This window comes from Desulfobacter postgatei 2ac9 (assembly GCF_000233695.2).
Taxonomy (GTDB): Bacteria; Desulfobacterota; Desulfobacteria; order Desulfobacterales; family Desulfobacteraceae; genus Desulfobacter; species Desulfobacter postgatei.
Map to the genome: position 1 here is coordinate 1249224 of NZ_CM001488.1, position 14588 is coordinate 1263811.

14 protein-coding genes, 2 tRNA genes and 2 pseudogenes are annotated in these 14588 nt (G+C 45.2%); 15 read left to right on the forward strand and 3 right to left on the reverse strand.

What is annotated here, in order from left to right; genetic code table 11:
- Positions 1-7: 7 nt before the first annotated feature.
- From argH to DESPODRAFT_RS05755, 6 genes are all read left to right on the forward strand, one after another.
- Positions 8-1387, forward strand: a complete 1380-nt coding sequence (gene argH, locus DESPODRAFT_RS05730; RefSeq protein WP_004072073.1) for an argininosuccinate lyase — start codon at positions 8-10, stop codon at positions 1385-1387.
- Positions 1384-1827, forward strand: coding sequence for a hypothetical protein (locus tag DESPODRAFT_RS05735; protein WP_004072075.1), 444 nt, complete (start codon positions 1384-1386; stop codon positions 1825-1827). The genes argH and DESPODRAFT_RS05735 overlap by 4 nt, the downstream gene beginning before the upstream one ends.
- Positions 1814-2359 carry a 2-amino-4-hydroxy-6-hydroxymethyldihydropteridine diphosphokinase gene (folK, locus tag DESPODRAFT_RS05740; RefSeq protein ID WP_004072077.1) on the forward strand — a complete coding sequence of 182 codons (546 nt, stop codon included), beginning with the start codon at positions 1814-1816 and terminating at the stop codon, positions 2357-2359. Before DESPODRAFT_RS05735 ends, folK begins: the two co-directional genes overlap by 14 nt.
- Entirely contained in the window at positions 2343-2996 is a 654-nt protein-coding gene (gene fsa / locus DESPODRAFT_RS05745) for a fructose-6-phosphate aldolase (RefSeq protein ID WP_004072079.1), read from the forward strand. The genes folK and fsa overlap by 17 nt, the downstream gene beginning before the upstream one ends.
- Before the next feature lie 64 nt (positions 2997-3060).
- Positions 3061-3135 (forward strand) — tRNA-Gly (locus tag DESPODRAFT_RS05750).
- A gap of 3 nt (positions 3136-3138) precedes the next feature.
- A tRNA-Cys gene (locus DESPODRAFT_RS05755) sits at positions 3139-3213 on the forward strand.
- Positions 3214-3889: 676 nt separating this feature from the next.
- Here the strand turns inward: DESPODRAFT_RS05755 and DESPODRAFT_RS05760 are convergent.
- The 3 genes and pseudogenes from DESPODRAFT_RS05760 to istA all read right to left on the reverse strand — a co-directional run bounded on the left by DESPODRAFT_RS05760 (position 3890) and on the right by istA (position 6614).
- Positions 3890-4069, reverse strand: coding sequence for a hypothetical protein (locus DESPODRAFT_RS05760; protein ID WP_004072081.1), 180 nt, complete (start codon positions 4067-4069; stop codon positions 3890-3892).
- Between the two features lie 354 nt (positions 4070-4423).
- Positions 4424-5179 carry an IS21-like element helper ATPase IstB gene (istB, locus tag DESPODRAFT_RS05770; protein ID WP_040015801.1) on the reverse strand — a complete coding sequence of 252 codons (756 nt, stop codon included), beginning with the start codon at positions 5177-5179 and terminating at the stop codon, positions 4424-4426.
- A pseudogene (gene istA, locus DESPODRAFT_RS05775) lies at positions 5176-6614 on the reverse strand (IS21 family transposase). Before istA ends, istB begins: the two are co-directional and overlap by 4 nt.
- 260 nt (positions 6615-6874) lie before the next feature.
- Here istA and DESPODRAFT_RS21840 point away from each other — a divergent pair.
- The 9 genes and pseudogenes from DESPODRAFT_RS21840 to DESPODRAFT_RS05815 form a co-directional block, all read left to right on the forward strand.
- A pseudogene (locus DESPODRAFT_RS21840) lies at positions 6875-6988 on the forward strand (helix-turn-helix domain-containing protein); the annotation flags it as partial.
- A gap of 243 nt (positions 6989-7231) precedes the next feature.
- Positions 7232-7939 (forward strand): hypothetical protein, encoded by a 708-nt coding sequence (locus DESPODRAFT_RS20890; protein ID WP_245532091.1) that lies wholly within the window; start codon positions 7232-7234, stop codon positions 7937-7939.
- Positions 7923-8906 carry a 3'-5' exonuclease gene (locus DESPODRAFT_RS05785; RefSeq protein ID WP_004072090.1) on the forward strand — a complete coding sequence of 328 codons (984 nt, stop codon included), beginning with the start codon at positions 7923-7925 and terminating at the stop codon, positions 8904-8906. Before DESPODRAFT_RS20890 ends, DESPODRAFT_RS05785 begins: the two co-directional genes overlap by 17 nt.
- On the forward strand, positions 8903-9259 hold the full coding sequence (locus DESPODRAFT_RS05790; RefSeq protein ID WP_004072092.1) for a TraK family protein: 357 nt from the start codon (positions 8903-8905) through the stop codon (positions 9257-9259). Before DESPODRAFT_RS05785 ends, DESPODRAFT_RS05790 begins: the two co-directional genes overlap by 4 nt.
- 84 nt (positions 9260-9343) lie before the next feature.
- Positions 9344-10534, forward strand: a complete 1191-nt coding sequence (locus DESPODRAFT_RS05795; RefSeq protein ID WP_004072095.1) for a Rha family transcriptional regulator — start codon at positions 9344-9346, stop codon at positions 10532-10534.
- A gap of 11 nt (positions 10535-10545) precedes the next feature.
- Positions 10546-11283 (forward strand): nucleotide-binding protein, encoded by a 738-nt coding sequence (locus DESPODRAFT_RS05800; RefSeq protein WP_004072097.1) that lies wholly within the window; start codon positions 10546-10548, stop codon positions 11281-11283.
- Positions 11280-11528, forward strand: coding sequence for a hypothetical protein (locus DESPODRAFT_RS05805; protein ID WP_004072099.1), 249 nt, complete (start codon positions 11280-11282; stop codon positions 11526-11528). The genes DESPODRAFT_RS05800 and DESPODRAFT_RS05805 overlap by 4 nt, the downstream gene beginning before the upstream one ends.
- Before the next feature lie 15 nt (positions 11529-11543).
- On the forward strand, positions 11544-11864 hold the full coding sequence (locus tag DESPODRAFT_RS05810; protein ID WP_004072101.1) for a TrbC/VirB2 family type IV secretion system protein: 321 nt from the start codon (positions 11544-11546) through the stop codon (positions 11862-11864).
- On the forward strand, positions 11864-14587 hold the full coding sequence (locus tag DESPODRAFT_RS05815; protein ID WP_004072102.1) for a VirB4 family type IV secretion/conjugal transfer ATPase: 2724 nt from the start codon (positions 11864-11866) through the stop codon (positions 14585-14587). Before DESPODRAFT_RS05810 ends, DESPODRAFT_RS05815 begins: the two co-directional genes overlap by 1 nt.
- Position 14588 lies beyond the last annotated feature (1 nt).

Here is a 14588-nt window from a genome sequence, read left to right on the forward strand (position 1 = left end):
AAAAATAATGAGCGAGAAATTATGGGGCGGTCGGTTTGCCGAATCCACGGATAAACTGGTGGAGTCTGTTAACGCGTCCATAAACGTGGATAAACGTCTCTATGAGAGCGATATAAAAGGCAGTCAGGCCCACCTTGAAATGATGGCAAAACAGGGGATTATCTCATCAGAGGATGCAGAAACCCTGGTTCAGGGCCTGGACACGGTAAAAGCCCGTATTGATAATAATGAAATGGAATTTACCGATGCCCTGGAAGATATACACATGCATGTGGAGGAACATTTAGGCGATGTCTGTGGCCCTGTGGCCAGGAAACTGCATACGGGCAGAAGCCGTAATGACCAGGTGGCTCTGGATGTGCGTATTTATCTCAAGGACGAGACCTTAACCCTTATCCAGATGCTTAAAGATTTTCAGGCGGCACTGGTGACCCTTGCCGATGCCAACAAAAAAACAGTGATGCCCGGATATACTCATATGCAGCGGGCCCAACCCGTATTGTTTGCTCATCACATGCTGGCATACTATCAGATGTTCAAGCGGGATGTGGAGCGGCTGGAAGATTCCCTGAAGCGCCTGGATGTGATGCCTCTGGGCTGCGCCGCCCTGGCCGGCACCACTTTTCCCATTGACCGGGAATATACCTGTCAGGTTCTAGGCTTTTCCCGGGTATCGGAAAATTCCATGGATTCTGTGTCTGATCGTGACTTTGTCATGGAATTTATTTCCCATGCCTCCATCTGCATGATCCATCTGTCCCGGTTGTCCGAGGAGCTGATTTTATGGTCCACATCAGAATTTGCTTTTATCACCATCTCCGATGCCTTTACCACCGGCTCTTCCATTATGCCCCAGAAAAAAAATCCGGATGTGTGCGAACTTGTCAGGGGTAAGACAGGGCGCGTGGTGGGTAATCTTATGGCGATTTTAACTACCATGAAATCCTTGCCCATGGCCTATAACAAGGATATGCAGGAAGACAAGGAACCCTTGTTCGATACCATTGATACCCTGAAAGTTTGTCTTGAGGTGTATACCCGAATGTTTGCGCACATTGAGGTGCATAAGGAGCGGATGCGGGCTGCCTGCATGACCGGTTTTTTAAATGCCACGGATTTTGCGGATTATCTGGTTAACAAAGGCGTTGCCTTCAGAACGGCCCATGGGATTGCTGGAAAGGCGGTGGCCTTTGCCATAGAGCAGGAAAAGGAATTGGATGATTTGACGCTTGAAGAGATGCATGCCTTCAGTGATCTTATTGAAAAAGATGTTTATGGTTTTATCAGCCTGGATGCCACGGTGGCCCGGCGTAACTCCTATGGTGGGACCGGATTTGAGAACGTATCTGCGGCCGTGGATGCGGCAAAAAAGGATCTCGGGATTTGAACCGAATATTTGAGCGAATAGTCATATCTGTTTTGATTGTCTTTTGGGGGGCAGGCATTCTTTTTGTGACCCCGGGATGCGGTAAAAAAGGGCCGCCCGTGGCCCCGATTCGGGACGCTGACATCCCTGCTGCTCCCACAAATCTGAAATATACGCTCAAGGATCGTAATTTGACTCTTTCATGGATCTGTGGACCTTTGCAGGATCAGGAACAAGGGGCAAAGGTTGAAGCGTTTGAGATATTCATGGCCACCAAACCCCTGGATGGCTGCCAAGGATGCCCCTTTATATTCAAATCTCTGGGCGTGGTCCCCATGCCCGGGAAAAGTTTTGTATACACCCTTGACAAGGACCTTCATTATTATTTCAGGGTCCAGGCCCTGGGGCATGGCAATATAAAAAGTAAGGTATCGGATACCCTTTATATTGAATTTCCCTGATTCCTTATCCCTGACGCCTGCATTTTTAAGCATCGGTGCCAATGTGGGAAATAAAATTGCCAACATTGCTCTGGCCATCAGGCGCCTTGGGGCAACAGAAGGGATTTTTATAGAGGCCCTGTCAAAATTTTATAAGACAGCGCCCCAAAATTATACGGATCAGAACTGGTTTGTGAATGCAGCCATTAAGATCCAAACGACTTGTTCTCCCAAACAGCTTTTAGACGTCCTGCAAACCATTGAAAAAGAGCAGAATCCGAACGGAAAACCCTTCAGATTTGGTCCGCGAAAGATTGATCTGGACATTGTTTTTTACGGTCAAAGCGTGATAAACACGGCGACTCTTGTGATTCCCCATCCCAGAATGCATGAACGCGCCTTTGTATTGAAACCCCTTTGCGACATAGATAGGAATCTGGTTCACCCGGTAAACGGCCTGACCGTGGGTGAACTGTTTGAACAAATTAAAATAGATGACAGCCAGGCGGTGATTGCCCTGGCCAAGGAGGAGACCCGTGAAATTTTTTATTGATACAGCCAATATTGAACAGATCAAGGATGCCAATGATATGGGCATGGTGGATGGTGTGACCACCAACCCGTCCCTGATCGCCAAAGAAGAAGGTGAGTTCAAAGACATTATTGCCCAAATCTGCAAAATTGTTGACGGTCCTGTTTCCGCAGAAGTAATCAGCCTGGAATATGAGGGCATGGTCGCGGAGGCCCGGGAACTTGTGAAAATTGCCGATAACATTGCCGTGAAAATCCCCATGACCGTGGACGGGCTTAAGGCGGTTAAAACATTATCTGCCGAAGGCATCAACACCAATGTCACTTTGGTGTTTTCCGCGCTCCAAGCCCTGATGGCTGCCAAGGCCGGTGCAACCTATGTTTCTCCATTTGTAGGCCGCCTTGATGACCTGGCCCAGGAAGGCATGGGGCTCATTGAAGAAATTGTCCAGATTTTTACCAACTATGATTTTGACACCCAGATCATTGTGGCTTCGGTGAGAAGCCAGCTGCATGTCCTGCAGTCCGCCCTGATGGGTGCGGACATTGCTACCATCCCTTATGACGTGCTTAAAAAACTGGCCGCCCATCATATGACGGACAAGGGCATCGAATCTTTCCTGGCAGACTGGAAAAAGAAAAAAAAGAAGAAGAAATGAGTATGATGTTAAAATTTCATTGACAAACGCAGCGCATCCAACTATAAACATTTCCTGTTGCTGAGCGGGAATAACTCAGTGGTAGAGTGCGACCTTGCCAAGGTCGAAGTCGCGGGTTCAAATCCCGTTTCCCGCTCCACATGGCGGCTTAGCCAAGGGGTAAGGCGACGGCCTGCAAAGCCGTTATTCCCCGGTTCAAATCCGGGAGCCGCCTCCAAACCGAATTTTAAGGGCTTAGAAGATTTCTTTCTTCTGAGCCTTTTTTTATTTGGGCTCTCCTTACGTGGTGGTCTGGAAAACAATACCAGATCGCCCGTCTAACTTCTTTCTTTATTACATTACGCTCTATTATAAAATTTTTTTTATGGAGAGTGAACTTATTTCTAAAGAAAGGTAACCGCTAAAAACAAAAAAACCCCATCGGCGGTCACCGATGAGGTCCTTCTGTAGAAGCTTGAACTTCTAAATTGAATACTTTCAATTTAGAAGTTAACTCAAAAAAAGAGTTTTGTCAAGCGAAGGGTGAGGTGTTTTGTTTTTTCGGTTAGGAAGGAGAACATTGAATCTTGATCAACGACAATTATTTTTTCCCCTCAACGACAATTAAAATTCCCGTTCCCCATTCTTTATAACCTGTTTATTTTGTATTTGTTTTCCATTATTCCCTTGCTATTTTTTGTAACATTGATAATATCCCCCACCCCAGCCCGGAGGATAGGGCAACTGCTGGGAAGCACCCCGAGCGCCGTGACTGGTGACGAAGACATGGGGGGCAGTATGCACTTTACTGTATGCTGTCCTTCCCCCATGTTTTTGTCTTTAATGCGTAAAATCCTCGCGCCATAGCGCGAAACAAATACTCCGTAGGGCCGCCGGAGGCATTGGGCCTTTCTTCATTTTTCTGGTTGGTACTTAAAACCCGCTTCAATCAGTATATATTCCAAAACTATCCCAACCTCACCTCTTCTTTTGAGTTCATGAAGCATCCACTGCTGGATTCGTGCATTTACAGGAACCCGCTTTAGATGTGTCGGCAATTTGGGTTTTGGTTTTCCTCTATATCCACCACGCATACCGTCTCCTTTGAAAAAACACCCGAAAGCTCTGCTATGAAAGAACCATAGATAAATGTATTACGCTTTACAAAAAATACAGGTGATTTTCGCATAAAAAAAATGACTATTTATTATCCGCCTATTTTTAAACGGGATTGTTATAAACTCCGGTTCTGCCATGTGTTAAGCCATGGCGTGACAAGATACGCCCAATAGTGCTTAAAGAAGGTAATGGCTGGACATTCTCATCTTCCATGTCCTCCCTGATAACACGGGCACCACAATGAAGCCCATTATTGTATAAATGTAGCCGTATCATTTTGACAATTTCTACGATCTCTTCCCGGGTATACGGAGTATTCATTTCATGCACTAACATGATTCTGCCTCCTTTTTGGCCTGCTCCATACGATAGCTTTCAACATTCAATTCGAAGATAATGCTGTGGTGAACAAGCCGGTCAATAGCCGCAGCAGTTGTCATAGGGTCCTTAAAAATCTGTTCCCATTTAGAAAAGGGAAGATTGCTGGTGATCATCAGGCTGCCTTGTTCATACCGATCTGCCAGGAAGGTGAACAGAACTTCCATCTCTTCCCGGCTTTGCTGGACATATCCGATATCATCGATAATCACGGCATCAAATCTGGAAAGACTTTTGAGCTTTTTTGTCAACTCAAGTTCCCTTTTGGCGATCAGCAGATCCTGGACAAGATGGCTGCATGGGATGAAAAGGACCTGTTTTCCTTGTGCAATCAATTCATGACCAATGGCACATAACAGATGGGTTTTCCCGCTTCCAGGATTTCCAAAGGCCAAAATGTTTTCAGATTGATTTAAAAAAGAGCCGTCGATCAGTACATTCAAATGATTAGCGACCTTTATGGGAAGACGCTTTTTATCAAAATTCTCAAAGGTTTTCGAGGGTGGCAGCCTGGATGCCCTCAGGTTCCGTGCTATCCGGTTTTGCCAGCGCCCTTCACATTCAAGATTCAGCAACTGCAAAAGATAGTGCTCATACCCCCATGACTCAGCCCGGGCCTGATCTGCCATTTCTTCATAGCTGCGGCGCATGGTCGGCATGTGCAGACTTTTAAGATGGTTTACAATCTGGTCTCTGTCGCTCATCATGCCTCCACCATTTTGAGAAGTTGGTCATAACTGCTTAAATCAATGGCCGGGATATGGATATCATCCGGCCCGGCAACAGGGGCATTAGATTTCATAAGCCGCTGGACCGCATCTTTGCTGATCTCATGGCCTTCATTAATTAAAATCGTCAAGGCATTGTCTACAGCCACTTCACTGTCTTTTGCGGCAAGGTATAGAATCTTCAGATATCTTGACGCAGCGCTTTGAACGGTATAGCGCTCTTTTAAGTAATCATACGCGATCCGAAAACGGCTGGTGGGGAACATGTCATTACGATATCGATAATTTTCAAACGCCCCCGGTTTTCTGACCAAACTGTCAATGATATGCCGGTAATTGATTTTGTACTTCCCTTCCCCCCGTAACCGTGGCAAGGTATCGACCTTTTTTTGCCCGTACCAGATTTCCAGGTATTCCATGTAAAGGCGGACCTGTATTTTTTCTCCTATAAGCCTGCTGTTCACTGAGTATACGTTGTGATTAACTCGTATGGTACAGCCGGGACCGACTTTGAGATCCAGTTTTTTACATGAGTCGATTCGGGTTTTGGGTAGCCGATGCAAAATTTCAAGTTCTTTTGATAGGCGGTCTTTTCGCCCGGCATTCAGTTGGCAAAACAGTTTGGACAGAAAACACTCATATTCCTCCCGGTCTTTAAAATTCCGGTGGCCTTTTAACAGAAGGGACTGGTCAACAGCCTTTTTAAATCGATAATTGCGCTGCTCCACATCACCATTTTCATTGGGACTGGATGGGTTCGTTTTGCAAGGTGTCAGACCGTAATGGTCCATAAGATCCTGATACCTGCGGGTGAACTCTTCCGGATGGGTCTCCTTGTTAACAGCCGTCGCCAAACAATCTGTACGGTGACGATGGGGAACACCGCCCAAGTTCCATAAGGCATTTTGCAGGCCATGGCTCAGGCTTTCAAAACTTTCAGAAAAACATATGCTCCCGGTTTCCCAGTTAGAAAAGGTTAAAACAAAATGATAGATCATGTGATCAAAGGGAACGCCGCCTATGGTGACACCAGCTTATCCATATGCGTGAAGTCAGACTGGCATAGTTCGCCTGGTTTATGTATTTGTGCAAAGAATATTTCTTTGCCTGGACCTTCTGTGGCCCGCCAATGCTTGATCCGTCGCTGCAGAGTCCTTAATTGACCATCGGCAAATCGGCCGGGCTGTTTGCGCTGCATATCCTCAAAAATGGTTTTGGCTTCCAACCCCGGATTTATTGATAACATTTCTTTGATACTATCCCATGCCTCTTCAAACGGATCTTTACGTGTACGCCAGTCGTGCTCCTGTTGAAGCTCGCTTGGTAATTTACCAATTTCACGGTACTTTCGAGCCGTCTTCTCATCCATACCTGCTTTCATTGCTGCGATCCCGAAATCCTTCTCAGATTGAATCAACTTGAACAACCTCCTCACTTGTTGGTTTGTTACCATCCAAATCACTCCTTCAGTAAAATTTGGATGCTTTTACCATTTTTTGATTCTTTAAATTTCGGGAATTTTAATTGTCGTTCGGCGGGAATTATAATTGACGCTGATCAAATACTTTCACAATTTCGCATGGTTATGCGAATGACCTTGATTTGTGGTTTGGGAAAATCGAAAGAAAAGATGGTGGAAAAATGACTGCAGGGATCGAAAAAACTTTTAAGGCGATGGTCAGATGTGCGGTTGGTGAGGACCATACATTCGTGAATATGGAAACCTTAGCCAACCGGACAAATGTATGCCATCGAACCATTGAAAGACACGTCAAGATCCTTCAGGAAGCAGGGTTGATCAACGCCGTAAGGGAAGAACTTAACGGCTGGATGCAGACGGTCTATTATTTTCTTGCCCATCCTGTAATCATTAAATTCAGGGAATTAAGGGCTGGTAAAACAAATCCTCATCAAAAACCGGATGAAACACCCACGCCGGTTCAACCGGAAGCGGCCGCGGAGATTGAGTTTGAAGCTGAGCAAGAATTACCAGAAGGCGGCGGCCTGGAGACCACCCGGGAGTGTCATGCTGTGGATCAACAAAATGTCGGCAATTTGTCGGATTATACCCTAGATAGATTATATATAAATACTCCCCCACTACCCCCCTCAGAATCAGTCACAAATCAAGACCGCCAGGAGCCTGCAACCTGGGCAAAAATCAGAGAGTATATTATCGAAAAAGACCAACTTAATTTAGCAGCTAAAATGCTTCCCTGCCTGGAGGCTGAAATCAAGAACGATAGTGTGATTCTGTCAGGGCCAAACGAAATAGCATTACAAAGAATCGAAAAACATTACGGTCAAATACTCAAAGATGATTTTTCTTTTTTTGGCGTTAAAACCCTTGTCTTTAAAGTCTATTCGGAAGAACGCCAAAGAAAAAAAGATGACGATCAAAAGCTGAAGGATCAAATTCAACGGCAGCAGCACAAAGAACAGCAGGAAAGGATTCTGGCTGAAAAACAGCAGCAGGAAGCTGAATTAAATAGTTTGCCTCTCAAAAAACAATTTGAAGTTCTTTTAAATCAATATCCCCGGAAAGCCGGGAAATGGCAGGCCTGGATCAATTTTAAAAAACTTGTTCAGGCTGGAGAGATACCAAAAACATCAGAACTTTTACAAATCATTGGAAAAAACAAGATGTCCCAGGACTGGCAGCGTGATAATGGCCGCTGGGTACCGGGACTATCAAAGTTTTTGAAAGAAAGACGATGGTTAGATGAAATTAATACTTAGTACAGAAAACACCGGCACGGAAAGCCAGGATCAGGTTATTGAACTGGCAATTATTGATGCAGATACAACCCAAACACTTTTTAATCAAAGGTTCAAACCATCTGTTTTTATAAAGGAACAGGCTGCATCTGTACACGGCATTACCCTTGGTGCCCTGGCACACATCAAGACCTGGGCGGATTACCATGACCATATTCTTGAGATCATAAAAAATGCAGAGTCGATCATGACCTATAACTGTGATTTTGACTTCAGGTTAATGCGGCAGACAGCAGAGGCGTTTGATCGTGTCTGGCCGCAAGTTATCCCGCCATGCAGGGATTTAAGGGCAGCATATGCGGATATAGCTCAGATTGAATTCAACGAATATTACGGTACCTGGAAGTGGCAAAAATTAGAAGTGGCCTGTCGGCAGCAGGGTATTGATGTGTCTGACCTCAAAACGCACAATGCGCTTGATGACTGCAGGGCAATACAACGGCTGTATAAAAAATTGAAAGGGGCTTTTGACGCCTATTGGAAACCGTTTGTTAAACCTCAGTCCACTAGGTATGAAGAATTTAAAGAAAACATAGAAGAAATATCACAGCTGTTCTCTCAAGGCCTATCCATAAGTCATATTCATCAAAAACTTAGTCAGGACGGTAAAATATCCTTGTCGTACACGCATTTTACCAAGTTTTTTAAAGACTATACAGAAACTTATGTATCTTTAGCCGAGTCGCCAGCGCCCAGGCTTGCACCGAAACGGGGACCTAAAATAGCCCGAGACAGAGAAATTGAGTTCCAGGCCAATAAGCATGAAATTATTGTGCTTTTAAACAAGGGATACTCCAAGGCCCAAATTCATAGAATGCTTCTAAAACAAGGCAAGTGGAATACCAGTTATGCCAATTTCACAGAAATTTGCCGCCAGTATAACGTCAGAAAACACCACAAACTCGATATCAATAAGGCTTTAAAATGAATTTAAAACCGACATGTAAAAGTCAGTATCTGGCAGTTCACGGTGAAGCCCGGCAGCTTCTGGAACAGGGTTACACTAAAAAATCAGTTTTTGATTATTTTGTGTCCCAGAAAAAAATCACAATGTCATACAAAGCCTGGGTGAAAATAGTTGATAACTACGACCAGAACTCACCGTTCTCTCGAAAAAAGAAGACTTCCACAGCCCGAAAAACCATAGGGCAAATCTCCAGCCCCCAAAAAGGAAAGTTCAGCCATTCAAATGATCCGTACCCAATTGAAGATGCAACTGACTCTATTGTGGCGGAAAAAGAACATGAAAAACCGTTTAACCTCATCAAGAAGGGAGAATAAGCATTTCTTATTATTTATTGATTTTAGACTCCTCAGTTTTGAGGAGCCTAAAACAGAGCATTAATTTTTTTTGGGAGTTTAACGATGGACATGGAAATAGAAAAACAAAAAATCAATATTCTAACCACAAACGGAAAACTTACGGTTTCCTCAATGATGGTGGCAGAACATTTCAAAAAAAGACATGATAATATTATCCGAACAATTCAACATCTTGAAATACCAGAAGATTTTAACGCCCTCAATTTTGAGGACGTTAAATATGTCGATGCAAAAGGCGAGGAACGACCAGCTTTTAATATGACCCGTGATGGTTTTGTTTTGCTTGTTATGGGTTTTACAGGCAAAAGAGCCATGGCGTGGAAAATTAAATACATTGAAGCTTTTAACGCCATGGAAAGGGCTCAAAAGGATAAATTATATTTAAAAGCCGCGTTACAAATACCAATAGACAGCGATCTGACAGTTTTATTGCCCACCGGCGAGTTCGGCATTTCAAGCTGGAAACTGGCCCGGGAAATTGACCAGCCCCACAATGCCCTGGCAACAAAAATCCATTATCTTGATATCCCCGCTGCATTCAAGGCAGAAAATTTTATCCCAATGGGCCATGTGGCAGATCACGGCCCAAGAGAGGATGGCTACGGGATCACCTTGGCCGGTCTTGGCATGATGGGGCATATCCTCCGCAGCCAGGCAGCCAGGGCTGCACAATTAAAAGGGTATGAACAATTAAAGGCTGTCACCGCACAAAAAGACCGGGTCGAGACTGTCCAGGCCCAGCCGGTTCAAAGTGTTACCCCGCGGTTCCGGCGGGCCGATGTTTCTGAAAAAAAGATGCTTGCGCTCAAAGGGTTGATTTCGGTTTGGGCATGGATTGAAAATACCACGGCTGAAAATCTTGAAGCTGAATTATGTGCCTTTATGCAGATAACAAACCTGAAAGGCATCACCACATCAAGTTATGAAAACGCCATGGAGTACATCTGGTCAGGAATACAAACACTGCAGAACGAGTTTATAGATCTTTGCACAGAAGATGAATTACAGCCTTTAAGGGGGCTGTTTGATTTCATGGCCTATTACGAGGACAGGATCAGCTATGAGTTTTTATTCAACAAATTCAAAAAAGAACACCGGTTCGAAGATTTCACCAAAGTTTCCAAAAAGGATTTTCAAAAAATCATAATGTTAGCCTGGGGCACCATGTATGCCATGTGCCTTGGCGATAAAGCCGGATGCTGCAAAGCAAGTTGCATCCATAACCAATTATAAAGGGAGAAAAAATGGCATCAATACATATGATCCTTCAGGGCAAGGGCGGTGTCGGGAAAAGTTTTACAGCCAGTCTTTTAAGCCAATATCTGGTTGACAGAGACCAGTTACTGGCATGTCTGGACGCTGATCCGGTTAATGCAACCCTGACAGCCTATGAAGCATTAAAGGCGACCAAAATAGAAATCATGGAAGGAGATTCCATTAACAGCCGGTTATTTGACACGATGATAGAAAAATTAATCCAGCTGCCGGATGAGGCCTTCGCCGTTGTTGACAGCGGTGCCAGCACATTTGTTCCCCTGGCTGCTTACATGTCGGAAAACAATGTTGCCAATTTCCTGCAAGCCAGCGGCCACAACCTCACGCTGCATACCCTGATCACCGGCGGCCAGGCTGAAGGTGATACCATCCAGGGCCTTGCCTCCCTGATGGAAGGTTTTCCGGACACCCCCATAACAGTATGGGTAAACCCTTTCTTCGGTCAAATTGACTTTAAAGACCACAAACTGGAAAAGGCCAACCGGGATCATGGCGGCACCACCATTGTTTTGCCCACGTATAAAAAAGAAACCTTTGGCTATGATCTGGAGCTGATGCTCAAGTCCCGCCTGACATTTGCCCAGGCAATCAATTCCGGCAAATTCAACGTCATGGCTAAACAGCGGCTTAAAATAGCCAGGGATGAAATCTGGAACATCCTGGATGAATCCGGCCTGATCATTGAGGCCCGGGAACCGCAGGAATGAAAAACAGAATCCAGGCGGAAATAGCCAAAAGGCACAAAATGACAGTGAGTGACAATGATCCTGTCTGGATCGTTGCAACTGTGTGTGAGCTTATGGCCGAAGAATACTCACGAAAACTTTCTGACCAGCAAGATATTCTTGCAGAAAAATTCAAGGAGGCGAACAAAAAAACAAACCCGCTGAATATGGTGATCGCCGTGCTTTTCGGCATCATTATAGGCCTGTCAATTCACCTGGTTATTTAAAGAGGAGTTTTAGAAATGAAAAGAGTCTTACCGTTACTTGTACCAACCTTTCTTTTTTTTGGCGTTATCACCTTTGTTGATACTGCGTTTGCATCAACAATTTCGGAATTTGAAACACCGGCAGAAACCTTGATGGAAACCTTGCGCGGGCCGTGGGCCAAATCCGTTGCCATACTGATGATCCTGGCGGCGGCTTTTGTGATGTGGTTCAAAAAAGATGATTTGGACGGGATGACAAAAGGTTTTCTTGTTGTTGTCTGCATCATATCCGTGCTGGCCCTGGCGGAACCGATCATTGATACGCTGTTCACATTCGGCAGCGGAGCATTAATATAATGCGAAGGATAGCAATACATAGGTCACTGCATCGTTCAGACCTGATCATGGGCATAGAGCGGGATTTGCTTTTCCCCATTGGTATTGCCGCCGGCGTGCTGATTGTATCCAGCGGCAACCGCCCCTGGCAGATACTGATAGGTCTGGTAATTCTGTCGGGCGGCTTTGCCCTGGCCAGGAAAGCAAATAAAAAAGAGCCGATCCTCTCAAAGGTTTTCCGGCAGCATGTACAGCACAAAAAATTTTACCCGGCCAAAGACAGCCCGCAGTTGCCCCATAAATCCATCCATTACAATGCCATGGGCAGAAAAGAAAAGGGCCTGCAAAGTCTTTTGCAGTATGCCGTGATGGCGGATAACGGGATTATCCTTTGTAAAAACGGTTCGTTCCTGGTGGGCTATGAAATAACAACCCGGGATACGGCCAGTTCAACCGATACAGACCTTGAAAGCTTCTCAAGTTCTATATCAGCATCTTTAAAAAACTTAGGCGATGGTTTCACCCTGCATTTTGACTGCATCCGGAGCCCTGAAGATTATTATCCTGATAAAAATGAAAATCATTTCCCTGACAGGATCACCAGAGCCATTGATGATGAAAGGAGAATATATTTTAAAAAGGGCAGGCATTTTCGCACAACCCATTATCTGTTTATCACCTGGAAGCCGGATATATCAGCGCAGAAAATGGATTCCTTTTTATATACGGAAGAAAAGGAGGAACGCCAGAGAAAAAACGGTGATGATGCCGGTGTCAAGGCGTTAAAAACCTTTCAAAACAACCTGGTCGAAATCGAAGACAGGCTTTCGTTGTCTTTTAGGCTCCGGCAACTCAAGGATATAACCCTCCAGAATGGCATATATTCAGAAGTTCTGGAAATTATCAACTTTATTATCACAGGGGAACGCCACAAAATAAAACTGCCGGAAATCCCTATGTATCTTGATTATCTTTTATCCTCCCAGGATGTCACCGGCGGCATAGTCCCGAAAATCGCGGATAAATATATCAGTGTCGTTGCCATTGACGGCTTCCCTGCAGAATCTTACCCGATGATGCTGTCCGGGTTAGACAGTTTATCCATACCCTACCGGTTTAACACCCGTTATATCTGTATGGATCAATGGACAGCCTTGCAGCAGATAGAAAATTACAGGAAAAGCTGGTCCCAAAAAATCATTGGTTTCTTTGACAAGCTTTTCAATAACGCCAAAGCAAAACCAAACAAAGATGCCGCCCTGATGGCCGTGGATGCGGAGGAAGCCTATTTAATTAATCAATCCGGATTTGTGGGATTCGGTTATTTTTCCGGCAATATCATTCTGCTGAATGAAGATAAAGAGTTGTTGCAGACGCAAACCAGGGATATCCGGAAAGTGGTTTTATCCCAGGGCTTCTCTGCCCGGGTGGAAACCCTCAATGCCCTGGAAGGCTGGCTTGGAACCCACCCGGCCAACAGTTATTCCAACCTGCGCCGCATTATTTTACACAGCCTGAATCTTGCCGACATTTTACCCTTGTCAACAATATATGCCGGATCTGCGACAGCACCCTGTCCTTTTTATCCGCCGGGATCACCGCCGCTGATGTATGCCGCCACAGACGGATCAACCCCTTTCAGGCTGAACCTGCATGTCAACGATTTAGGCCACACCCTGATTTTTGGCCCTACCGGTGCGGGTAAATCCGTTTTGCTGGCCATGATCGCAGCACAATTCCGGCGGTATAAGGATGCGTGTATTTTTGCATTTGATAAGGGATTGTCTATGTTTCCCATGGTCTCTGCAGCATGCGGCACCCATTATCACATTGCCGGCGATGACAGCCGGCTGGCTTTTTGCCCTTTAAAATATATTGATACAGATGCTGAACAAGCCTGGGCGGAAGATTGGATAACCACCCTGGCCACCCTGCAAAAAGTTGATATCAAGCCTGAACACCGGACAGCTATACATGACGCTGTTACACAAATCAGGAACTCCCCGGATCAGCACCGCACATTAAGCAACCTGTATCATTATATCCAGCACCAGGAACTCAAAGAGGCGATCCAGCATTATACAAACCAGGGGGCCATGGGCAAACTCCTTGATGCCCCTGCCGATTCCATGACCCTGGAAAAGTACACAGTGTTTGAAATCGAAGATTTGATGAATCTTGGCGAAGCAAACTTAATCCCGGTGCTTTTGTATATTTTTCACCGCATAGAGAAAGCATTTAAAGGGCAGCCAAGCATGCTGATCCTGGATGAAGCCTGGATCATGCTGGGGCATCCTGTTTTCCAGCAAAAAATACGGGAATGGTTAAAAGTGCTCAGAAAGGCGAATTGTGCCGTTGTGCTTGCCACACAAAGCCTTTCTGATGCCAGGAATTCAGGCATTTTAGATGTGTTGTCGGAAAGCTGCCCAACCAAGATATTTTTACCAAACCAGGATGCAGAGAAAGAGACGCAAAAAGGACTCTATCACGGCCTGGGCCTCAATTCCACCCAGGTTAAAATCATCGCACAGGCCCGCCCCAAACGTGAATATTACGTGACCTCTTCACAGGGCTGCCGCCTGATCAATTTATCTTTATCCCCCCTGGCCCTGTCATTTGCCGGAGTATCAGGCAAAGAAGACATTGCCGCAATCAAGAATTTAATAAATGAGTACGGCCCTGAATGGCCGACACAATGGCTGCATGCCAGAAGTATAAAATCCCTAAAATTTAAGGAGCCTTAAA